This is a genomic window from Pseudomonas shirazensis, from assembly GCF_014268785.2.
Taxonomy (GTDB): Bacteria; Pseudomonadota; Gammaproteobacteria; order Pseudomonadales; family Pseudomonadaceae; genus Aquipseudomonas; species Aquipseudomonas shirazensis.
Genome location: NZ_JABWRD020000001.1, coordinates 1,229,091 through 1,250,333, shown reverse-complemented (window position 1 = coordinate 1,250,333; position 21,243 = coordinate 1,229,091). Strand labels below are relative to the sequence as shown.

Genomic DNA, 21,243 nt, shown 5'->3' with positions numbered 1-21,243 from the left:
CCTTATCGAGGCTGGCAGGAGAGGGGGGCTTGCAGGGCGTCAGCCAGCGAACGTTTGAGCTCGCTTGCTTCGGCAACGGCTTGCTTCCATGCGGCCGACTCAGCCAGCGCATCGCCGTTGAGGGTCATCATGGTCACGTAGCTGATCAGGTCCTGCTGGCGGCTCAGGCCAGCTTTGCGCGCTGCACTCAAATGCGCGCGAGCAATGCCTAGGCGAATGGTGTGGCATTGGCCGGTCATGCCCGCAGCTGCCATCGCGGTGCCGATGGCGTCGGCCAAGGTGTATTCCAGCGGGTCGCCGGTCAGCGCCTGCCAGCACGCCGAGTCCAGCTCGAAGGCGTCGCCTTGGCTGGTCGGCGCGCGATCCTCTCCCTCGAGGCATACCCAGCGCTCGCGACCTGGGTCAGGTACCGGTAGCCATATTTTATGGACAGGCGCGAGCCACTCGCGTACCGCCGGCAAGTCGCGCCGTGCATGCAGAACCTGGAGACTGCGTGCGATGTGCCAACGCAGCAGGTAGCTATTGCCATCAGGCGCAACCGTGCGATTGGCCTGGCTCAGGTGCACGAGCAATTCTGGCGGCGGCATCGCACTGACGACCCACGCGCAGATGCCCTCTTTGCCATAGTGCTCGACATCCCAGTAGTTGCTCCACTGACCGTCCAGGCCGTAGTGGGGCGCTGGAGTGATCAAGCGCGGCCCAAGCGCCTGCAGGTTGGCGAATTCGGGCTGCTGAAGTAATGGCAACGCGTATTCCTTGATACGGCGCAGCAGTTCGCTGCGATCTCGCTCGCTCAAGCGGCTTATCTCGACGATGCCAGTCAGGCGGTAACTCGGGTTGCGCAGTACTTCGACGATCTCGTTTCCAAGATTTGTGGCTGTTGTGTTCATGCGTTGACCCCTTCGAGGCGGACAACACTGCGCCCCTCTTGAATCGCTTTGAGCAGGCAACTCAGGCAGACAGGCTCACCCGGTTCAGGCTTGCCGCTGATGCTGAAGGCGTAGGAACTCCCCTCAGGTGCTTGACCGATAGGCCCTTTGAAATTTATCGCGACACCGTCGAGGGTTATCCCGGAAGCATCCAGGCGTAACGTGCCGCCCGGCGATTTGATCGAGAAGCTGCCAGCGACCTCGATCTCGAAGTCCTGGGTCTGGTAGCGAATCGCTTGGCCGGCTTTCAGGTCGACGTGGCCAGCGACCTTTTGTTCGAGGTGCCCGCCGATATCGACGGTGTGGTTGGCAGTTGTGGTGTCGCGGCGGTGGTTGCCGACCTGCTCGATGCGGTCCTGAGCGATAGTGATGCAGTGGTGGCGGCCGATTTCGAGGACGTCATCCCGACCAGTTTGATGCTGACGATCCTGACCAATCGAAACCTTTTCATCATTGCCGATCGACTCTGTGCGGTCATGGCCGACGTTGAGGGTCTCATCACGCTCGACTTGCTCAGCGCGATCATTGCCGACTTTGGTGGTTTCGTTGTGCCGGACCACGTTGTTCTGGTCTTTCTGGGCGTGAATGAACACCTCTTGCCGGTCCAGCTCATCCTCGAAGCGCAGCTCATTGAAGCCTTGCCCTTTGTGGGTCTGGCTTTTGATGGTCATACGGGTCTTGTGCTGCGGCAGTTCATAGGGCGGCAGCTGGTTGGCGCAGTAGGTGCGGCCGGTAATCAATGGCTGATCGGGATCGGAATTGACGTATTGAACGATCACTTCCTGGCCGATTCGCGGTATGGCCATCGACCCCCAACTGCCGCCTGCCCAGCCCTGGGCGACGCGGATCCAGCACGAGCTGAACTGGTTGTCCTTGCTTTCTCGGTCCCAGGGAAAGCTGACCTTGACCCGCCCCCACTGGTCGCAATAAATCTCTTCCTCGGGCGGCCCGACCACCGTCGCCATGTGCGGCCCGTCAATTCGCGGCCTGGCCAACAACGCGGGCTTCCAGTCGATGCGGCCCGGTACCAGCTCAGCATGCTGGACATAGTGTGTGCCCTGATCGGCATCCGCCGCCTCTTCCTGCAGACTGGTGAACTGGCTGCCGACGTGACGCACGCTGATCACCCGCCAGTGGGCGTTGAGGTCCTCACGGGGATGATCGATCAGATTGAAACTCAGCCCAGGTTGCAGACGAACATCGTCGCCTTCGACTTCAGCCAGGCGCACCGCGTGGCGGCGTGCGGTCAGCCGCGTCTGGGTGAACGGCTTGCCAACCACATCAAGGTTATAGCGGCCGGGATAGTCGAAGCGTTCGTACTTGTTACAGGGCAGCTTCCACTGGCTGGCAACCACCCCGTGTTGTTGGCGGTAGGCTGGCCGCAGGAAGGTATAGTCGCGCTGCTGCTGGTGAGTGGTTGCCACCTGCTCGCAATAGCGAAGCCTGCGCAGGCAAGGGCCGGCGGGATCGCCGCCACTGTTGGAGTGATACAGCACGCTAAGCGGATCGGCAGTGTCATGATCGGCATTACTGCGTAGATCGTCTGCGGGCTTGATGACGCTTCTGTTGATCTGCCCGAGGCTCATCACCCGGTCGGTAACGCGCAGGGTGTGGGCAGTAGCGCTGTGGTCAAAGCTGTAGATGTAGCCTTCTTCTGCAGCCAGACGTGCAATGAAGTCGAGGTCGGTTTCGCCGGCTTGCACGCAAAACTCGCGGACCTGGTGCTCGCACGTTGTGCTGAATTCGATCTGGGTCAGGCCTTGGCGCTTGAACATGACCGCGAGGATCTGCGCTGCGGGCTGCTGCTGGAAGATTCGCCAGTTGGAGCGCAGGCGTGCGCGTGCCAGTTGTGGTTCGATGACGGCTTGATAGCGGGTGCGATAGAAACCACTTTCGCCCTGGCTGAGGCTGCTGATCAAACCATGCACGTAGCGCACTGGCTGCTGGTCGCGGCAAATGGTGAACAGCGCTGGTTTGTCAATCAGCTCGGCGAAATCGACATCAACTCGGTAGCAGATCAGCTCCAGCGTGAGCTTGAAAGGCGTGCTGAGGGTTTCTTCGAGAGTGAATGACACCACTTCGAACGGCGTGCGGCTGGCCAGAGGCTCGAAGCAGAAGCTCAGGTCGGATTGGCTGGGCATGGGACGTCCTTTTCAGCGTCTGCAAGCGTCGCCGATAGGGCCGATGAGTTGCCGACGGGGCTGGGGGCGGGCCGCTGTTTTCACGGCTTTGATTGCCTGCCAACCATACCGGTGTAGGGCTTTTGACGGACCTATCCGGCTTCTGATAAGGATGTAGGAAAATTCGCTATCGAGGGTGAAAGGCTACCCGGCTGGCTGCTTAGCCCCGCCGCGTCGGCAGCAACGCCAACGCAACCCCACCGAGCACCACCAGCGAAGTCAGGCCCAAGCGCCAGGTCAGTGGCTCGCCGAGCAACAACCCCCCACCAAGCGCTGCCAGCACCGGCACACACAACTGCAGGGTCGCCGCCTGCTGCGAGCTGATGCACTTGACCACGCTATACCAGAGGCTGTAACCGGCACCGGAGGCCAGCACGCCTGACCCGAGCGCATACAGCACGCCTTCGCCGCTCCAGCGCAGCGATGCGCCGCTCAGCGCCATTGCCACAACAGCGACAAGCACCAGCGGCAGGCTGCGCAGGAAGTTGCCTGCAGTGGCCGCCAGCGGGTCGGCTGACCCTTTGCCCAGCAGTGAATACGCGCCCCAGGCAATGCCTGCGGTAAGCATGACCAACGCGCTGGCAAGCGGCGGTGCGTCGGTGCCGGGTAACAGCAATGCAAGCAGTCCAGCGAAGGCAATCAACATCCCTAGCAGCACCTTGCGCTGCAGCGGTTCGCCTCGCCACATGCCGAAAGCGAACATGCTGATCTGTACTGCCCCGAACAGAATCAGCGCGCCGGTGCCTGCACCCAGTTGCAGGTAGGCGAGCGAGAACAGCCAGGCATAGGCGAACAGGGCCAGTCCTCCGGCCCAGCTGCCTGCCGTATTGCGAGGCCGCCGAGTGCAGTACACCAATGCGGCGAGCACTGCCGCGCCACTGCCGAGCCGGATCGCCGTGAAGGCGGTGGCATCAATGGCGCCTTCGCGCAGGGCCAGACGGCAGAATACCGAGTTGGCGGCAAACGCCAGCAAACTCAGAAGAATGGGAAGCAGCAGCGATCGGTGGGTTACCGGCACGCTGAACGTGGTCTTGTCGTGCATAAGCAACAGGGGCCTGAACGGCTTGGCGAGCAAGCCTGCGTCGGGTGGTCGTGGACGTAGTCTTGCCGGGCTTGGGCTGGACCGCAACGGTACTTTCGAGATGTATTGCTTCGGTGTGTGCACGAATCATCTGTGCCAGGCCTGATTGCTCGACGGCATATGGCTATCTAAGCTGCAACGGCATTCCACCAACCAGGGAAATTGGCCATGTCCGCACGAATCGTTCTGACCGACACCGGCACCACAGATGTAATGCAACTGGAGCCTGTGCAACCGCAGCAGCCGGGGCCGGGTCAGGTCTGGCTTGAACAGACCGCCATCGGCGTCAACCCGCTCGACCTGCTGCAACGCAAAGGTGCTGCGCCGCTGGTGCTGCCAAGTGGCTTGGGGCTGGAGGGTGCAGGGCGGGTAACGGCTGTGGGCGAGGGCGTCGCCTCATTGCAGGTTGGCGATCGGGTTGCCTATGCCACCGGCCCGATTGGCAGCTACGCCAGTGGCCGCTTGTACCCGGCCGAGCGTCTGGTCAAGTTGCCGGCCTCGGTCAGTGATGAACAGGCCGCCGCAGTGTTGTTCAAGGGCATAACCGCACAGTACTTGATCAAGACTACCTATTCAGTGGGTCCCGGCACTCAGCTGCTGGTCTACGGTGCTGGTGGCGCGGTGGGCCAGTTGCTGGTGGCGTGGGCCAGGCACTTGGGGGCGACGGTGATTGGTGTTGTTTCCCGGCCTGAAAGTGTCGGTCGCGCAAAGGAGGCAGGCTGCGCGCACGTGCTGGTATTTGATGCGGCGACCTTGGCCGCCCAAGTCAAGGAACTGACTGCGGGGCAGGGCGTGGACGTAGTGTATGACAGCATCGGTAAAGTTTCGCTGCAGGCCTCACTGGACAGCCTGCGAACGCGCGGGCTGCTGGTGTCGTTCGGGGCGACCTCGGGTGCCCCAGCGCCCATCGAGGTGAGCACGCTCAATGCCAAGGGCTCGCTGTACCTGACACGGCCATCGCTGGCCGCCCATACCCAGACTGCCGAGGAATATCAGCAGCGCGCGGCAGACGTGCTGGAGGCTGTCAGCCAAGGTATCATCCTGCCGCGTATCTGGCGCCGCTACCCGCTGGCTGATGTTGCCCAGGCTCATACGGACCTGGAGCAGGGCCGTTCCGAGGGGGCGCTGATACTGATCCCTTGACTTTGTTTGAGAGCCTGCCCATGGACGCCTTCGACAGCCGCCGCGCGGATGAACTGGCAAGCTTGCTGGCCTTGCACGAGCAAGGTTCATTCGCCGCTGCCGGGCGCCAGCTCGACCGCCACCCGTCGGTGCTGTCGCGGCGATTGAGTGCGCTCGAGCAGCGCCTGGGAATTCGTCTGGTCGAACGCACTACCCGCCAGTTGCGTTTCACCGATGAGGGCGAGCGACTGGTGCAGCGGCTGCGCCAGGCGAGCCGCTTGATCGATGAAGCCGAGCAGGAAGCGGCCGAGGGCGCTGCGACCGTTCGTGGTCGTCTACGCCTGGCGCTGCCGGCGGCGATGGGCAGGCGCTGGCTGAGTGGGCTGCTGGCGGACTTCGTCCTGGCGCATCCGCAGGTAACGATGGAGGTCGAGTACTCAGACCGTTTTGTCGATCTGGTGGCTGAAGGTTTTGACGCGGCAATCCGTATCGGTGAGCTGGCAGACAGCCGTTTGGTGGCAAAAAAGCTCTGCGATCATCTGCGCATTCTGTGCGCATCGCCGGAGTACCTGGCCAAACATCCCACGCTTCAAGTTCCTGCTGACCTGGCCGAGCATAACTGCCTGGGTTTCAGTGGCTTGCGCTCGTTTCCTGAATGGAACCTAACGGCCGGCGCGCAGCATGTAAGAGTCAAGGTCGCAGGTTCACTGCGCAGCAATGACAATGAAGCCTTGCTGGAGGCTGCCCGCCGGGGTGTCGGTATTATCGCTGGCGGCGACTGGTTGATGATCGAAGACCTGGCCGCCGGTAGGCTGGTGCGCGTGCTGCCAGACTGGCAACTGGATGTCACGGCCGGAATCTACCTGGTACGGCCCTCGGCGCGATTGCACACTGCAGCCGTCGGCGCACTCAAGGACTGGCTGCAGCGCTCATTCCATTCAGGATCGCCGTGGCGAATCAAGGCCTAGAATATTTATCATGAAGTTCTTATAAGCTACTGATTTACATCGTTATCGCTTGGCAATTGCGTGTTGCACGCATTGGTCAAAATAGGTTTTCTTGATGGCCGCAGGCTTGAGTCGAGAGCGGCTGTTGTAGGTCTGTTCCGTGATCCCGAAGGCGGTCATGCGCATCCACGGTTTGGGGAACTTGCGCGCCTGCAGGCGCTTGCGTGTGGCGTACACGTTGATCCCGGAAAGCTTGGCTTGCTGCGCCTCGGCGGCAATCTGCGACCCCCAGCTACACACGTTGCGATCGTTCTGGCTCAAGGCTTTGGCCTGGGCTGTGATAGCGAAGGTCGCCAGCAGGCAGCCGGCCATGGTTGCTAGAAATACCCGCATGATGCTGTCCTAAGCTTCTGAAGGAAAACGAAGTTTGCCTTCGCTTTCGAGGTTTGGGGGCCAGCAATTTGCCGCCATCCAGCACGGGCGCCGAGGAGTAAAACAGGCAGTGCCAAAGTATCAATAAAAACCCGCAGTCTGCGTATGTGATCGTACAACTGCTTGCGCTATCATGGTGCCTGTCTCTCAAGGTGAACTACAGGGCATGACAGAGCAGCAGGTACAGGCAAGGACCCGGCGCAAGCCGCGCAGTCTGGCCCAGGAATTGGTCACGGTGCTGACCGAACGCATCCGCAGTGGTCAGCTCAAGCGCGGCGACAAGCTGCCGACCGAGTCGCAGATCATGGCTGAGGAAGGCGTCAGTCGCACCGTAGTGCGTGAGGCTATCTCACGGCTGCAGGCTGCCGGGCAGGTCGAGACTCGTCACGGTATCGGCACGTTCGTGCTCGAGGCCTCACCTGGCAGTGGCTTGCGCATCGATCCCGCCACCGTGGTCACCTTGCGTGAAGTGCTCGCGGTGCTGGAGCTTCGCATCGCCTTGGAGATCGAGTCTGCCGGGCTGGCGGCGCAGCGCCGTACCGACGAGCAGCTGAGCGGGATGCGTGCGGCCCTGGATGAGATCAACGAAGGCGCTGCGCATGCGTCCGATGCGGTATCGGCAGACTTCCAGTTCCACCTGCGGATCGCCCAGGCCAGCGGCAATCACTATTTTGCCGACATCATCAATCACCTCGGCACCAGTATCATCCCGCGCACGCGGCTCAATTCGGCGCGTATTGCCCAGGATGACCAGGCGCATTACATGAGCCGTCTGCGCCACGAGCACGAAGCGATCTACGAGGCGATTGTGCGGGGCGATAGCGAAGGGGCGAAGATGGCGATGCGCATGCATCTGTCCAATAGCCGTGAGCGGCTGCGCCAGGCGCATGAGGCTGCAGAGGCGCAAGGGGTGTAGATTTCTGGGGCCGCGCAGCGGCCCCAAAAAGCTTAAAGCGAGCCGTCACTCCACTGCCCATTCACCAACCGACGCAATCCCAGCGGATTGCCATCCTTGAGCGCCTCAGGCAGCAACGCCTGCGGGTAGTTCTGGTAGCACACCGGCCGCAGGAAGCGATCGATCGCCAATGTCCCCACCGAGGTCCCGCGCGCATCCGAAGTTGCCGGATATGGCCCGCCGTGGACCATCGCATCGCAGACCTCAACGCCAGTCGGGTAGCCGTTGACCAGGATCCGGCCAACTTTCTCTTCGAGCAGCGGGACCAACCAGGCATACGCCTCGAAGTCTTCTGCCTCGCCGATCAGGGTTGCGGTCAACTGGCCACGCAGGCCTTGCAGGGCTGCGCGCAGTTGCTCGTTGTCCTGCACCTCGACCGCCACGGTGGCCGGGCCAAACACTTCTTCCTGCAGCAGTGGATCGGCATTGACCAGCAGGCTGGCGTCCGCTTTGAACAGCTGAGCACGCGCCTGTGAGCCTTCCTGCGCCTGGCCCGCCAGGTGTTCGATACCGGCATGTGCCTGCAGATGCTCGAGGCCGCTGACATAGCTGCGCAAGCCGCCGGCGTTGAGCATGGTCTGCCCGGCCTGAGCGTCCAGCGCCTGGCCAACATTGGCCAGCAAGGTGCTGAACTCAGCGGAACGCAGGCCAATGACCATGCCTGGGTTGGTGCAGAACTGCCCCGCGCCCATGCACACCGAGCCTGCCAGCTCGCGGGCGATGGCTTCGCCACGCTTGGCCAGCGCGCCCGGCAGGACGATCACCGGGTTGATGCTCGACATCTCGGCAAATACCGGGATTGGCTGCGCACGTTCTGCGGCCATGCGGCACAGTGCGTCGCCGCCTTTGAGCGAGCCGGTGAAGCCAACCGCCTGGATCGCCGGATGCTTGACCAGCCACTCACCGACGCCGCCCCCGAATACCATGTTGAACACGCCTTTGGGCATGCCAGTGCGCTCGGCGGCGCGGGTGATCGCGCAACCGACCAGGTCGGCCGTGGCCATGTGGCCGCTATGCGCCTTGAACACCACCGGGCAGCCTGCGGCCAATGCTGCTGCGGTGTCGCCGCCAGCGGTGGAGAAGGCCAGTGGGAAGTTGCTTGCGCCAAACACCGCGACCGGGCCGACACCAATACGCATCTGGCGCAGATCGACCCGTGGCAAGGGTTGACGATCAGGCAGGGCCAGATCGATGCGCGCACCGAGGTAGTCGCCACGGCGCAGCACCTGTGCAAACAGGCGCATCTGGCCGCTGGTGCGGCCGCGCTCACCCTGGATGCGGGCAGCGGGCAGGGCGGTCTCGCGGCAGACGATGGCGACAAAGGCGTCGTCCAGTTCGTCCAGCTCGGCGGCGATGGCATCGAGGAATTCGGCGCGACGGGCGGGTGCCAGCTGGCGGAATTCGACGAATGCTGCGGCGGCAGCGCGGGCGGCCTGGTCCACTTCGGTTTCGGTGGCCTGCACGAAGTTGTACGGCAGCGCTTCGCCAGTAGTGGCGTCCAGGCTTTGCAGGCGTTGGCTGCCAGCTGCGCTGCGCTGACCGTTGATGAAGTTGTGGCCGAGAATCTCAGGCATGTCTTGCTCCTGTTGAAGTACACAATGGATAGGACAGATCCCTCTGCGGCCCACGCTGCAAGCGCGGCGGCAGAGGGCAAAGCGATCAGGTGATCGGTGCCGGGTTGAACAGGGTGATGTCGTTGTGCAGGCGGTGCTGTTCGGCCCACGTCTGCTTGCGGCCGCTGGCCACGTCCAGGTAGTAATGGAACAGCTCCCAGCCCAACTCTTCGATGCTCGAGCGGCCGGTGGCGATGCGCCCGGCGTCGATGTCGATCAGGTCTGGCCAGCGCTGGGCCAGCTCGGTGCGGGTACACACCTTGACCACCGGCGCCATGGCCAGCCCGTACGGCGTACCGCGGCCGGTGGTAAACACGTGCAGGTTCATCCCCGCCGCCAGTTGCAGGGTGCCGCAGACAAAATCGCTGGCAGGGGTTGCGCAGAAGATCAGGCCCTTGCGCTCGACCCGTTCACCCGGGCCAACCACCCCTTGAATGGCGCCGCTGCCGGACTTGACGATCGAGCCCAGCGACTTCTCGACGATATTCGACAGGCCACCTTTCTTGTTGCCCGGGGTGGTATTGGCGCTGCGGTCGGCCGCGCCTTGCTCCAGGTAACGGTCGTACCAGTCCATTTCGCGCACCAGTGCATCAGCTACGGCCGGTGTTTGCGCGCGGGAAGTAAGCATGTAGATGGCATCGCGGACTTCGGTTACTTCCGAGAACAGCACGGTGGCACCGGCGCGCACCAGCAGGTCGGCGGCAAAACCCAGCGCGGGGTTGGCGGTGATACCGGAGAAGGCATCGCTGCCGCCGCATTGCATGCCCAGGATCAGCTCTGCGGCCGGCACGGTCTCGCGGCGGCGCTGGTCGAGCTTGATCAGGCGCGCTTCGGCCAGCGCCATGATCTGTTCGATCATTTCGACAAAACCGAGGCTGGCGTCCTGCAGGCGGTACAGCCACGGGTCGCTGAGGTCTACCGAGGGGTCGTTTTCATGCATGACCTGGCCGGCCTGCAGTTTCTCGCAGCCGAGGCTGATAACCAGGGCTTCGCCGCCCAGGTTCGGGTTACGCGCCAGGTTGCGCACGGTGCGGATCGGGATGTAGGCATCACGGGCATTGATTGCCACGCCGCAGCCATAGCTGTGGGTCAGTGCCACCACATCATCGACATTGGGGTATTTGGGCAGCAACTCGCTGCGGATGCGCTTGACCGCATGGTCGAGCACGCCGGTCACGCACTGCACGGTGGTGGTGATGCCAAGAATATTACGCGTACCGACGGTGCCATCGGCGTTGCGGAACCCTTCAAAGGTAAAACCCTCCAGCGGCGGCAGAGGGGCAGGGACAGCGTCACAGCGCGGCAGGCTGTCGAGTTCGGGGGCGGCGGGCATCGCCAGCTGGCTTTCCTGCACCCAGCTGCCTTTGCGCAGCGGTTCCAGGGCATAGCCGATGATCTGCCCGTAGCGCCGCACCGGTTCGCCCTGGGCGATATCCAGAGTGGCGACCTTGTGGCTTTGTGGTACTGCTTCAACCAGGGTCAGGCCGTCGGCAAAGCGGGCGCCTTCGCCCAGGCCACCGTCGTTGACCACCACCACTACGTTGTCATCCTCGTGCAGACGCACGTAGCGGGGCGAGTCGGAAGTTTCGATCAGCTGCATGTTCAGGCCCTTCTTGTAGTTATCTCAGGCTTTGTTCGAGACGCCTGCACCCGCTTCAGCAGGTGCAGGCGCAATCACTCAGTGGCGCGAGCTGGCCAGTTCGCTGCTGGCCGGCTGAGCCGGTTCATCGTTGGGCACGTCACGCAGCTCGATACGTTTGATCGGGCCGACGATCACCAGGTAGCTCAGCACCGCGATCAGGGCGTTGGCACCGACATACACCAGTGCCCACTTGAACGAGCCAGTAGCACTGATGATGTAACCGATGATGATCGGCGTGGTGATCGAGGCGATGTTGCCGAAGGTGTTGAACATGCCGCCGGACAGCCCCGCGATCTGTTTGGGCGAGGTGTCCGATACCACCGCCCAGCCCAGCGCACCAAGGCCTTTGCCGAAGAACGCCAGGGCCATGATCGCCACCACCATCCATTCGGCGTCGACGTAGTTGCAGATGACCATGCTGGTAGAGAGCAACAGGCCGACCACGATCGGTGCCTTGCGGGCGAAGGTCAGTGAATGACCACGACGCAGCAGACCATCAGACAATACGCCACCCAATACACCGCCGACGAAGCCGCAGATCGCTGGCAACGAGGCGATGATGCCCGCCTTGAGGATCGACATGCCGCGTTCCTGCACCAGATACACCGGGAACCAGGTCAGGAAGAAGTAGGTGATGCCGTTGATGCAGTACTGGCCAAGATAGATACCGACCATCATGCGACTGCTCAGCAGCTGCTTGATGTAGGCCCACTTCGGCCCGCTGGCGCCGGCTGCCTTGGGTTTATCCATGTCGACCAAGCCGCCGTTGCGCTCGATATGGTCGAGTTCTTCGGCACTGATCATCGGGTGTTCTTTAGGGTTGTAGATCAGCTTCATCCAGGCCGCCGAGAAGGCGATACCCAGTACGCCCATGACCACGAATACGTGTTCCCAGCCCCAGGCGTGGACGATCCAGCCCATCAGCGGTGCGAACAGGACAGTGGCGAAGTACTGCGCCGAGTTGAAAATGGCCGATGCGGTACCGCGTTCAGCAGTCGGGAACCAGGCCGCCACAATGCGGGCGTTACCCGGGAACGACGGCGCCTCTGCAAAACCGACCATGAAGCGCAACATGAACAGGGCGATGATCGCGTTGGCCACCGGTAGGTAACCGACAAAGCCCTGCAGCACGGTGAACAGCGACCAGGTGAAGATACTGAAGGCGTAGACCTTCTTTGAACCGAAGCGGTCGAGCAGCCAGCCGCCGGGAATTTGCCCGAGCACGTAGGCCCAGCCGAAGGCCGAGAAGATATAACCGAGGGTGACCGCGTCTATCCCTAAATCTTTCTGCAGACTGGAGCCGGCGATCGAAATGGTCGCTCGATCTGCATAGTTGATCGTGGTCACGACGAAGAGCATGAACAAGATCAGATAACGTACATGCGTTTTTTTCGTCGCTTGCATGAAGGTGTACTCCCACTAGTTATTTTTGTGCGGGGATCGATAAAACCGGAGCGGGCGTGGCCTCGCTCCGGTTGCGGCATTGGCAGGCCGCCGGGTCGCTTATTGCGGGCCCATCTTGTCCATCAGGGCGGCGAGCATTTCATACTCTTCGCCGGTCAGGTCGGTCAGTGGCGAACGCACTGGGCCTGCGTCGTAACCGGCGATCTTGGCGCCGGCCTTGACGATGCTGACGGCATAGCCGGCTTTGCGGTTACGGATGTCCAGGTACGGCAGGAAGAAGTCATCGATCAGCTTGCCGACGGTGGCGTGATCTTCGCGAGCGATCGCGTGGTAGAAGTCCATCGCGGTCTTCGGTACGAAGTTGAACACCGCCGAAGAGTACACCGGCACACCCAGCGCCTTGTAGGCAGCTGCATACACTTCAGCGGTCGGCAGGCCGCCGAGGTAGCTGAAGCGATCGCCCAGGCGGCGGCGGATCGACACCATCAGCTCGATATCGCCCAGGCCATCCTTGTAACCGATCAGGTTTGGGCAACGCTCGGCCAAGCGCTCGAGCAGCGGCGCGGTCAGGCGGCAAACGTTACGGTTGTAAACCACTACACCGATCTTGACCGACTTGCACACGGCTTCGACGTGGTCGGCTACGCCGTCCTGGCTGGCTTCGGTCAGGTAGTGCGGCAGCAGCAACAGACCTTTGGCGCCCAGACGTTCGGCTTCCTGGGCGTACTCGATGGCCTGGCGGGTAGAACCGCCGACACCGGCCAGAATTGGTACCGAATGCTCGCACGTATCGACTGCAGTCTTGATCACCTGGCTGTACTCGCTGGCGGCCAGGGAGAAGAACTCACCGGTGCCGCCGGCGGCGAACAGCGCAGACGCGCCATACGGGGCAAGCCATTCCAGACGCTTGATGTAGCCCGCCTGATTGAAGTCGCCCTGGGCATTGAAGTCGGTTACCGGGAACGACAGCAGACCGTGGGAGAGGATGGACTGCAGCTCTAGTGGATTCATTGTTATTGGTTTCCTGTGGCGCTTTTGGGGTGGTGAATCAATGTGAGAGGTAAGTTATCGTACAACCTAAGAAATGACTAGTCCCTCGGCGCAGTTTTTTCTCGTAGTCGCTTTCCGCACAAATGCGGCAGGTACTTGCAGGGGGATAGGTGTGAGGTCAGGGCGCGGGATAGAGGGGAATAATAAATCAGCCGTTAGTCATCATATCTCTGCACGGATGGCAGAAAAAGGATCGCGGGGACAGGCACAAGCCCACCCCGCGCTGCCACGGTAGGTGTTCTGGGACCAGCAGAGGATGACCGGGGAAGCGGGGGGGGGCGGCCTTGCGCCGCCCCGCGATCAAACTAACGAAGCAGGGAGTCAGGCAGCCTGGTTACGCTTGCTGGCCTGGGACTTGCGGACCTGAGCGCGGCAAGCATCGCCAAACGCCTCGAAAATCTTGATCGAGTCAGGGTTTTTCGCCGCTTGCCACTCGGGGTGCCACTGCACAGCGAACAGGAAGGGCGAGATGCTCGGGCCATGGATGGCTTCGACCAAACCGTCTTCAGCCTGGGCGATCGGCTCAAGGCCCTCACCCAGGTTGCGCAGGCCTTGGCCATGCAACGAGTTGACCCGGATCTGGTCAGTGCCCAAGGCATCCCGCAGCCAGCTGTCCGGCTTGATGGTGACGCTGTGCACGGCCTGGTATTGCACTTCAACCGGATCCTCGGGGTTTTCCCGGTGATCGTTGAAGCCCGGCTCGGCGTACACCTTCTGGTAGATATCGCCGCCCAGTGCGACGTTGATTTCCTGCATGCCGCGGCAGATGCCGAAGATCGGCAGGCCACGGGCCAGAGCCAGTTTGACCAGCGGGATGTCGAACAGATCGCGGTTCTTGTCCTGGCCTTTGCCTGGCGTCTCGTTCTCCTGGCCGTACAGGGCCGGGTCGATGTTGCTGCCGGCACCGGTCAGATAGACGCCGTCGGCCATATCCAGATAACGCTCGAGGTCATCGGTGCCGCAGCAGGTCGGAACCAGCACAGGCAGGCAGTCGGCGAAGTCGACCAGCGGGGTAATGTATTTGTGGGTCATGACCTGATAATCATGGCCTTTGCGCTCTTGGCTACCCATGGTCATCAGGACGACGGGTTTGCGCAGGGAAGTTTGCTTGTTGCCAATGTTGCTGTTGGACATATGTCACCTTGGGACAGGTACTTCCTGTCGATATTGTGCAGGCGCACAGCCTGGGCCTTGTATGCGGCCTGGAGCCCCGAGCACTGCCGGCTCGCAGAAGGAGACGATGCCGGTCGGGGCTTGTCTCTAGCTTGCCAGAGCCGTTCGATATGTCAAACGAGGCGTGAGCGCTTTGGCGCCGGTTTCAGGGCGCTTGAGGGAAGTGGAGCCTTGGCTGGCAAGGGTTTGCCAGGGGTTTTGGTAAATATAATTAACGACGCAGTTGGATCATTGCAGCGCTGCAATGATCCAGCCCTTGCGCTGCGCCTTATCAGTGCAGAATCTGCTTGAGAAATGCCTGGGCCCTGGCAGTTTTGGGTTGGCCAAAAAACGTCTGTGGCGGGCTGTCTTCGATGATCTGGCCACCCTCAAGAAACAGCACACGCTCTGCCACCTGACGGGCAAAGCCCATTTCATGGGTGACGCAGAGCATGGTCATGCCGGTGCCGGCGAGCTTCACCAGCACATCCAGGACCTCGGCGACCATCTCCGGATCGAGCGCCGAGGTTGGCTCATCGAACAGCATGATCCGCGGCTTCATGCACAGGGCACGGGCAATCGCCACGCGCTGCTGCTGGCCGCCGGAGAGCTGGCTGGGGTATTTGTCGGCCTGACTGGCGATGCCGACCTTGCTCAGGTACATCCGCGCCCGCTCTTCGGCGTCCTTGCGCGACAGCCCGCGCACGCTGGTTGGGGCCAGCAGGCAGTTGTCGAGCACGCTCATGTGCGGAAACAGATTGAAGTGCTGGAACACCATGCCGATTTCGCTGCGCACCTGAGCGGCCTGACGCGAAGGCTTGGCCAGGTCGATGCCGTCGACATGAACGCTGCCTTGCTCGGCGATCTCCAAGCGGTTGATGCAGCGGATCAAGGTCGATTTGCCCGAACCGGAGGGTCCGCAGAGGACGATACGCTCGCCCTCGCGGACCTGCAGATTGATATCGCGCAGCACGTGGAAGGCGCCGTAATGTTTGTTCAAACCTTCTATGTCGATCAGCACTGGGCGGCTTTCGGCTTCAGGGGCAAGGTTGGCAAGGTTCAAAGGTGCGGTCATGTTGTTGTTCTCCCGCTGGTTTAGTCAAAGCGTGCTGCGCGGTAAGGCGCAGGGTCGGTGAACGGCTGCTCGCCGGTCATCATCTCGGCGAGCAGGCGGCCGGTCACCGGACCCAGGGTCAGGCCGTGATGGGCGTGGCCAAAGTTGAACCACAGGCCCTTGTGCCGCGGTGCGGGGCCAATTATCGGGCGCATGTCCGGCAGGCAGGGACGCAGGCCCAGCCACGGCTGCTCGTCCAAGCGTTCGCCGAGCGCGGGGAACAGCCGACGAGCAAGGGCTTCACAGCGCTGCAACTGGATCTCGTTGGCCGGGGCGTCGCTGGCCGCAAACTCGATGCCGGTAGTCAGGCGGATGCCCTGCGCCATCGGCGCCAGCACATAACCACCCTGGGTGTCGCAGATCGAATGCTGCAGTTGCGCGTCGCCGCGGGTGCCATAGTGCATGTGATAGCCGCGCTTGATGCCCAGCGGAAACCGATAGCCCAGCGGGCCGAACAGCTCGGCCGATTGTGGCCCCAGGCAGACCACGACCTCGTCGGCCGTGACCGCGCCACGCTGGCTCTGCACCTGCCACTGACCGTCAAGCTGGCGCAGGCTGCGCGCATCACCATGGAGGAACTGCCCGCCGCGCTGGACGAACAGCGCGGCATAGCCGCGGGTGAGGCCGCCAGGGTTGCGCACGGTCTTCGGGTCGAGCCAGTGAATGCCGCCTACCACGCCGCCGTCCAGTTGCTGCTCGCGGGCCTGCAGTTGGTCACGTTCGAGGATTTCGTACTGCAGGCCATAGCGCGCCAGGTTTTTTACGTCCTCCTTGGCCTGAGCGAACAGCCTCGGGTCGCGAAACACTTCGATCCAGCCTTTGGCCTGAACCAGTTCGCTCAGCCCGGCAGCGGCAATCAGCGCGTCGTGTTCCTCGACGCTGCGCTGCACCAGCGGCAGCATATCGGCGGCGGCGCCGGCCAGCCGGCCGGGTGCTGACTGGCGCCAGTAACGCAGCAGCCAGGGCGCCGCCTTGGGCAGGTGCAACAGGCTGTAGCGCACATCCGGCTGGCGGTTCAGGCCATAGCGCAGCAGTGCGCCGACGTTGCGCGGGAAGGCATAGGGGATGACGCTGGAGCGTTCGATCAGGCCGGCGTTGCCATGGCTGGTGCCGCTGCCTGGCTGGTCACGGTCGATCAGAACGACCTGGCGGCCGCGCGCTTGCAACTGCAGCGCGGTGCTGACACCGACGATCCCGGCGCCCAGAACAATGGTTTGGCAATGCATGGAGCGTATCCTTGGGTCAGTTCAGGTGGCGGCCGAGGCGGCCTTCCAGGTATTTCAGGGTGCGCCGGACGATTTCCACGATCAGCAGGTAGAGCACGGCGGCCCACAGGTAGATCTGGAAGTCGAAGCTGCGCGAGAAGGCCAGCTTGGTCACGCCCATCAGGTCGTAGATGGTGACCAGCGAGGCAATCGCACTGGCCTTGATCATCAGGATCAGCTCATTGCCCAGCGGGCCGATGGCGACCAGCAGCGATTGCGGCATGACGACCTTGAAGAACGTGGTCGAGCGCTTGAGGTTAAGCGCGCGGGCGGCCTCGAACTGGCCTGGGGCGATTGCCAGCAGGCTGCCGCGGAAGATCTCGGCCTGATAGGCGGCCGTATTCAGGGTGAATGCCAGTAGCGCGCAGTACCAGGCCTCACGGAAGAACCACCACAGCCCGACGTCCTGCCAAAAGCTCTTGAACGAGCCAAGGCCGTAATACAGCAGAAATAGCTGCGCGAGCAGTGGTGAACCGCGGAAGAAGTAGATATAGCCAGCCGCCATGCGATTGAGCACGGTCTTGTTGGAGATCCGCGCCAGCGCCAGCAGCAGGCCAAGCACGGCGCCGAGGGTGAACGAAATCGCCACCAGCTTGGCAGTCACCAGCAGACCATCGATGAAGCGCGGCCCGTAGCGCTGCAGCAGGTCGGGGTCGACCACCAGCGCCATTAATTGTTCGAAGCTCATGCCCGTGCTCCTTGCAGGTGGCGGCTATAGCGTCGTTCGATGAAGGCAAACACGCGCCCGGACAACGCCGAGAACAGCAAATAGCCCAGGCAGGCGACGCCATAGAAGAACATCGGCTCCTTGGTCACGCTGACGGCGAGGTTGGTCTGGCGCATCAGGTCGACCAGCGAGATAGTCGAGACCAACGACGTGTCCTTTAGCAGCGACAGCCAGTTGTTGGACAGGCCGGGCAGGGCGATCCGGGTCAGTTGCGGCAGTACCACCTTGAAAAAACCGGTGCGTTTGCTCAGCCCCAGGGCCGAGCAGGCTTCGAGCTGGCCCTTGGGCAGGGTCTTGAACGCCGCCAGCCAGATTTCGCTGGAAAACGCAGCAAACACCAGGCTGAAGGCGATCATGGCCGCCAGGAAGGTATTGATCAGTACCTCACCTTCATAGCCCATCGCCGCCAGCAGCTTTTGTGCCGCGATCTGGCAGCCGTAATAGATGATCAGCAGCGTGAGCAGTTCAGGCAGGCCGCGAAACACCGTAGAAAAGGTGGTGGCCCAGGCCCGCGGCAGGCGCTTGCGTGAGCGCGCGGCCATTGCCACTAGCAGTCCCAGCGGCAAGCCGATCGGCAGGCAGGCCAGCGCCAGTGACACCGTGACCAGCGCGCCGGCCAGCAACGCCGGGCCCCAGCCACCGCTGGCAAAAGACAACAAAGACAATTGATCGAGCATGGGTGCTTCCCCAGCCAGGTGAACTTGGCGGCGCGCAAGGCAGGGCGCCCACGGCGCAATGCCTGCCTTGCGCTGACCGATCAGTTATAGATGTCGAAGGCGAAGTACTTGCTGGCGATCTTCTGATAGGTGCCGTTGGCGACAATCTCGCTCAGCGCCTTGTTCAGCCGCTCGCGCAGTTGCTGATCGTCCTTGCGTACGGCAATCGCCGCATTGGCCTTGGTCTGGTTGACGTCACCGAGCACCTTGCAGCAGTCCTTGCCGTTTTTCTGCTGCCAGTCGAGCAGCGGAAACTTGTCGGCGATAACTCCGTCCAGGCGGCCGGCAGCCAGGTCGGCATTGGCCTCATCCATGGTCGGATAGAGCTTGACGTTGGCGCCGGCCGGGCCATAAACGTCCTCGGCATAGATAGCCTGGGTCGAGGACGACTGGGCGCCGACCGTGTAGCCCTTGAAGTCGGTCTGGGTATCGGTGATCGGGCTGTCCTTGGCGACCGCCACGGACAGTGGTGTGCGGTAGTAGTGGTCGGTGAAGGCGATCTTCTTGCGCCGTTCTTCGGTGTCGATCATCGAGGCGACTACGGCATCGTACTTTTTCGCCATGAGTGCCGGGATGATGCCTTCCCAGTCTTGCGCCACCAGCGTGCACTCGACTTTCATCTGCTCGCACAGGGCGTGGGTGATGTCGATGTCAAAGCCATGCAGCTTGTTATCGGCATCGACATAGTTGAAGGGCGGATAAGCGCCCTCTGTGGCGAAACGCAGGGTCTCGGCGCTGGCCGCACTCGCCAGCAGCAGGGCACACGCACCCACCATAGCCATGGTCTTGTTCATCTCGCACCTCTGGGTTGCACTCTTGCTATTGTTGTTTGTCCGCGGGCCACGAGGTGTAGCCGACGAACTCGTTATGTAGAGCGGCAGTCGCTTCCAAGCGTTTTTCAACATCCGGCCCGAGCTTCTTGCAGACCTCGTTGACCATCAGGTGCACCCACGACAGCATCGCCGAGGTGGATTCCCAGAACAGATTGAATTCGGTGGGGATGCGGAACACCTCATCGGCGTTGGCATCGGCCCAGTCACAGAAGGTGTCGGTCACCAGCGTGACCGGGATACCTGCCTGGCGTGCCTTCTGGCACAGCAGCAGGGCATGGCGCGAATAGCGGCGGGCCTCGAACACCACCAGCGCGCAGTGTTCGGGGCGGGTCAGCAGCACGTCGCCAAAGTGCCCGGCGCTGCCATCCACAGCCTGTACGCCATCGCGCAGGTAGTGCAGCAAATGGGTCATGCACTGGGCGACGCCGCGTTCGGTCTGAAACCCTGCGACAAACACTCGTGGCCGCTGCGCCAGGCGCTGAGCAACCCGGTGCCAGGCCTCGCTACGGCTGTATTCATGGACGCGCACCAGTGCGGCGATTTCCAGCTCCAGGCTGCCGGCGCTCTGGCTGTCGTCATGCTGCTGGCGGTATTCCTGCAAGCGGTCACCGACCAGCCACGGCCCGTCGCCGAGGTCGTTCTGCAGGTCCTGCTTGAGCGCCTTGAGGTGGGCGTAGCCGAGCGAGCGGCAGAAGCGGCCTACGCTGGATTCGCTCACTCCGAGCTTTTCAGCGATGCTGGCGGAGGTCTGGAACGGCACTTCATGCAGGTTGCCGAGCATGTAGCTGGCGATCGTGCGGCCTGAGGCAGCTGCGCCGTGCAGGCTGTTCTCCAGGCGTTGCTTGATCGATTGGCTCATGTCGGACTCCGGTCGGTAGGGCGTGGAATAGAAAATGAATGTTTTCTGTCATCAAGTCAACAATTGACAGATAGCTGTCATGTGGCTGACAGTTTTCACCCGTGGCACACTCCGAGCCAAACAATTTCAACAAGGAGCTCCAGATGTCTGCATCCTCCACCAGCGGTAGCGTGCGCATGCCCTTTGCCGAACTGCAGACGTTATTGCAGGCGATCCTTGAACAGCACGGTTGCAGCGAACCGGTTGCGGCAGCGCTGGCATTCAATTGTGCCAGTGCCCAACGCGACGGCGCTCATAGCCATGGGGTGTTTCGTATTCCGGGCTACGTGTCGACGCTGGCCAGTGGCTGGGTTGACGGCAAGGCGGTGCCTGCGGTGACCGACGTAGCCTCTGGCTATGTTCGGGTCGATGCCGGCGGCGGTTTTGCTCAGCCCGCGCTGGCGGCGGCACGGCCGTTGCTGCTGGCCAAGGTGCGCAGTGCTGGGATCGCGGTATTGGCGATCCATAACTCGCATCACTTCGCGGCGCTGTGGCCGGACGTCGAACCGTTCGCCGATGAAGGCCTGGTGGCCTTGAGCGTGGTCAACAGCATGACCTGTGTAGTCCCGCACGGTGCTCGCCAGCCGCTGTTCGGCACCAACCCGATTGCCTTTGCCGCGCCCTGCGCCGAGCATGACCCGATCGTGTTCGACATGGCCACCAGCGCCATGGCTCATGGTGATATCCAGATCGCGGCCCGCGAGGGGCGGCAATTGCCGCTGGGCATGGGAGTAGACGCCAAAGGCCAGCCGACCAGCGATCCGCAAGCGATTCTCGACGGCGGCGCGCTGTTGCCGTTTGGCGACCACAAAGGCTCGGCGCTGTCGATGATGGTCGAGTTGCTCGCGGCGGCGCTGACCGGCGGTAACTTCTCCTGGGAGTTCGACTGGTCGGCGCATCCCGGGGCGAAGACGCCCTGGACCGGGCAACTGCTGATCGTCATCGACCCGAGCAAGGCCGAAGGCGAGCGTTTTGCGCAGCGCAGCCGTCATTTGCTGGAGCAGATGCAGGCGGCCGGCCTGTCACGCATGCCCGGCGAGCGGCGCTATCGTGAGCGTGCCACGGCCGAGCGTGAAGGTGTCGCACTGAGCGAAACCGAGCTGCAGGGCCTGCGCCAATTGCTCGGCTGATCGTCATCTTGCATGGGTTGAAATACCTGGGCCGTGCAACCTTGCACAGACCC

19 protein-coding genes are annotated in these 21,243 nt (G+C 62.3%); 4 read left to right on the top strand and 15 right to left on the bottom strand.

Annotated features, from left to right (window positions below; genetic code table 11):
• Nucleotides 1–2 precede the first annotated feature (2 nt).
• The 3 genes from HU736_RS05365 to HU736_RS05355 all read right to left on the bottom strand — a co-directional run bounded on the left by HU736_RS05365 (nucleotide 3) and on the right by HU736_RS05355 (nucleotide 4,151).
• Nucleotides 3–890 carry a DUF4123 domain-containing protein gene (locus tag HU736_RS05365; RefSeq protein ID WP_186697904.1) on the bottom strand — a complete coding sequence of 296 codons (888 nt, stop codon included), beginning with the start codon at nucleotides 888–890 and terminating at the stop codon, nucleotides 3–5.
• A complete protein-coding gene (locus tag HU736_RS05360; RefSeq protein WP_186697906.1) occupies nucleotides 887–3,070 on the bottom strand; it encodes a type VI secretion system Vgr family protein in 2,184 nt (727 codons plus the stop codon). Before HU736_RS05360 ends, HU736_RS05365 begins: the two co-directional genes overlap by 4 nt.
• A 199-nt stretch (nucleotides 3,071–3,269) precedes the next feature.
• Nucleotides 3,270–4,151 carry a DMT family transporter gene (locus HU736_RS05355; protein ID WP_186697908.1) on the bottom strand — a complete coding sequence of 294 codons (882 nt, stop codon included), beginning with the start codon at nucleotides 4,149–4,151 and terminating at the stop codon, nucleotides 3,270–3,272.
• 207 nt (nucleotides 4,152–4,358) lie between these two features.
• On the opposite strand from HU736_RS05355, the gene HU736_RS05350 reads away from it, so the two are divergent.
• Together HU736_RS05350 and HU736_RS05345 are read left to right on the top strand one after the other, a co-directional pair.
• Nucleotides 4,359–5,333 carry a quinone oxidoreductase family protein gene (locus tag HU736_RS05350; RefSeq protein ID WP_186697910.1) on the top strand — a complete coding sequence of 325 codons (975 nt, stop codon included), beginning with the start codon at nucleotides 4,359–4,361 and terminating at the stop codon, nucleotides 5,331–5,333.
• A gap of 20 nt (nucleotides 5,334–5,353) precedes the next feature.
• Entirely contained in the window at nucleotides 5,354–6,280 is a 927-nt protein-coding gene (locus tag HU736_RS05345) for a LysR family transcriptional regulator (RefSeq protein WP_186697912.1), read from the top strand.
• Nucleotides 6,281–6,322: 42 nt separating this feature from the next.
• Here HU736_RS05345 and HU736_RS05340 read toward each other — a convergent pair whose 3' ends face one another.
• Nucleotides 6,323–6,652, bottom strand: coding sequence for a hypothetical protein (locus tag HU736_RS05340; RefSeq protein WP_186697914.1), 330 nt, complete (start codon nucleotides 6,650–6,652; stop codon nucleotides 6,323–6,325).
• Nucleotides 6,653–6,857: 205 nt separating this feature from the next.
• Here HU736_RS05340 and HU736_RS05335 point away from each other — a divergent pair, with 205 nt between their 5' ends.
• Nucleotides 6,858–7,607 (top strand): FadR/GntR family transcriptional regulator, encoded by a 750-nt coding sequence (locus tag HU736_RS05335; protein ID WP_103437503.1) that lies wholly within the window; start codon nucleotides 6,858–6,860, stop codon nucleotides 7,605–7,607.
• Between the two features lie 32 nt (nucleotides 7,608–7,639).
• Here the strand turns inward: HU736_RS05335 and HU736_RS05330 are convergent, their stop codons facing one another.
• The 11 genes from HU736_RS05330 to HU736_RS05280 all read right to left on the bottom strand — a co-directional run bounded on the left by HU736_RS05330 (nucleotide 7,640) and on the right by HU736_RS05280 (nucleotide 20,021).
• Complete coding sequence (locus HU736_RS05330; protein ID WP_103437502.1) at nucleotides 7,640–9,220, bottom strand: aldehyde dehydrogenase (NADP(+)); 1,581 nt, start codon at nucleotides 9,218–9,220, stop codon at nucleotides 7,640–7,642.
• Nucleotides 9,221–9,305: 85 nt separating this feature from the next.
• Nucleotides 9,306–10,859, bottom strand: coding sequence for a galactarate dehydratase (garD, locus tag HU736_RS05325; RefSeq protein ID WP_150569135.1), 1,554 nt, complete (start codon nucleotides 10,857–10,859; stop codon nucleotides 9,306–9,308).
• Between the two features lie 78 nt (nucleotides 10,860–10,937).
• Nucleotides 10,938–12,305 carry an MFS transporter gene (locus tag HU736_RS05320; protein WP_103437500.1) on the bottom strand — a complete coding sequence of 456 codons (1,368 nt, stop codon included), beginning with the start codon at nucleotides 12,303–12,305 and terminating at the stop codon, nucleotides 10,938–10,940.
• Nucleotides 12,306–12,404: 99 nt separating this feature from the next.
• Nucleotides 12,405–13,316: a 5-dehydro-4-deoxyglucarate dehydratase gene (kdgD, locus tag HU736_RS05315; RefSeq protein ID WP_103437499.1), complete on the bottom strand. Its 912-nt coding sequence runs from the start codon at nucleotides 13,314–13,316 to the stop codon at nucleotides 12,405–12,407.
• 360 nt (nucleotides 13,317–13,676) lie between these two features.
• Nucleotides 13,677–14,489: a gamma-glutamyl-gamma-aminobutyrate hydrolase family protein gene (locus tag HU736_RS05310; RefSeq protein WP_186697916.1), complete on the bottom strand. Its 813-nt coding sequence runs from the start codon at nucleotides 14,487–14,489 to the stop codon at nucleotides 13,677–13,679.
• Between the two features lie 310 nt (nucleotides 14,490–14,799).
• Entirely contained in the window at nucleotides 14,800–15,582 is a 783-nt protein-coding gene (locus HU736_RS05305; RefSeq protein ID WP_103437497.1) for an amino acid ABC transporter ATP-binding protein, read from the bottom strand.
• A 20-nt stretch (nucleotides 15,583–15,602) separates the two neighbouring features.
• Complete coding sequence (locus tag HU736_RS05300; RefSeq protein WP_103437496.1) at nucleotides 15,603–16,847, bottom strand: NAD(P)/FAD-dependent oxidoreductase; 1,245 nt, start codon at nucleotides 16,845–16,847, stop codon at nucleotides 15,603–15,605.
• A gap of 16 nt (nucleotides 16,848–16,863) precedes the next feature.
• On the bottom strand, nucleotides 16,864–17,574 hold the full coding sequence (locus HU736_RS05295; protein WP_103437495.1) for an ABC transporter permease: 711 nt from the start codon (nucleotides 17,572–17,574) through the stop codon (nucleotides 16,864–16,866).
• A complete protein-coding gene (locus HU736_RS05290) occupies nucleotides 17,571–18,290 on the bottom strand; it encodes an ABC transporter permease (RefSeq protein WP_101319736.1) in 720 nt (239 codons plus the stop codon). The genes HU736_RS05295 and HU736_RS05290 overlap by 4 nt, the downstream gene beginning before the upstream one ends.
• Nucleotides 18,291–18,370: 80 nt before the next feature.
• Complete coding sequence (locus tag HU736_RS05285) at nucleotides 18,371–19,123, bottom strand: transporter substrate-binding domain-containing protein (protein ID WP_186697918.1); 753 nt, start codon at nucleotides 19,121–19,123, stop codon at nucleotides 18,371–18,373.
• 25 nt (nucleotides 19,124–19,148) lie between these two features.
• Nucleotides 19,149–20,021 carry a MurR/RpiR family transcriptional regulator gene (locus tag HU736_RS05280; protein WP_101319732.1) on the bottom strand — a complete coding sequence of 291 codons (873 nt, stop codon included), beginning with the start codon at nucleotides 20,019–20,021 and terminating at the stop codon, nucleotides 19,149–19,151.
• A gap of 143 nt (nucleotides 20,022–20,164) precedes the next feature.
• Between HU736_RS05280 and HU736_RS05275 the strand changes: the two genes are divergently transcribed.
• A complete protein-coding gene (locus HU736_RS05275) occupies nucleotides 20,165–21,190 on the top strand; it encodes an Ldh family oxidoreductase (protein WP_186697920.1) in 1,026 nt (341 codons plus the stop codon).
• Nucleotides 21,191–21,243: the final 53 nt, after the last annotated feature.